Below are 1,020 nucleotides of genomic sequence, written 5' to 3' on the forward strand. Positions count from 1 at the left end.
GTGTTGACCAGGTAGGCGAGGGCGAGCGGAACCAGCCACAACGCGACCAGGTAGCGTCCTGGCAGCCGCCCGGTCGGGACGATGTGCAGCCCGTCGTCCTGCGGCCGGCCGGTCAGGCCGAGCAGCGCGGCTCCGAGCAGAACGACTCCGAGCAGCGCACCCGTCGATGTCGGCCCGGCCCAGTCGAACACCGTGTCCAGCAGCACCTGGGCCTGCACCCGCGCCGCCCACGGGGTGCCCGTGTGCAGCATCTGAAACAGGAACGACGGCATCCAGGGCGCGAACAGCACAGCCGAGGCAACCATCGCCAGCAGCGCGGACAGCGCGGAGCGGCGATAGGAAGGCCGCCGCCGGGCCTGCACCGCCAGGAACACCGCAACCGTGGTGACCAGCAGAAACGTCCAGTAATGCGTATAGACCAGCGCGGCGGTGGACACGGTCAGCAGCACCAGGCGGCGGCGGGACGGCTGTTCCAGCGCCCGCACCAACGCCAGCCCGAACAGCAGCACCAGCAGCACCACCAGCGAGTACATCCGGGTCTCGCTTCCGTACCGGATCGCGTACGGAGAACACGCGAACAGCAGCAGGGCCGCCGTCCCCACCCGGCCGGGCGTGGCCGCGTCACCGCTGCCGAACATCGCCGCCACCCGGCCGACCCGGCGACCGGCAATCCAGGCAACCGGCAGCGTGCCCAGCGACAGGAGGCCCGACAGCGCCCGGACAGCGACATCCCCCGTTCCGAACAGCCTGATCCACATATGCAGGAGCAGGTAGTACAGGGGCGGCGAACCGTCGTGGCGCAGCGCGTCGAGCAGCCCACCGACCGGTCTGCGAGAGATCTCGACGGTGAGTGACTCGTCCAGCCAGAGGTGGCTCGGCGTCACGAACCGCAGGGACGCGCCAGCCCCGATCGCACCCAGCAGGACGGCTATCAGCAGCCTGCGGATCCACCGGTCCCACAGCGGTGCCCAGCCGGCTGGCGCTGACCGCCCGCTGGCACTGACCGGCTTCGCCACCTGC

1 protein-coding gene is annotated in these 1,020 nt (G+C 70.7%); it reads right to left on the bottom strand.

Translation table 11 applies throughout. The annotated features are described in order from the left end of the window. On the bottom strand, window positions 1-1,020 hold a 1,020-nt coding region (locus tag MJ783_RS16095; RefSeq protein WP_239311273.1), incomplete at both ends, for a glycosyltransferase family 39 protein.

Source organism: Protofrankia sp. Cj3, from assembly GCF_917627355.1.
GTDB lineage: Bacteria > Actinomycetota > Actinomycetes > Frankiales > Frankiaceae > Protofrankia.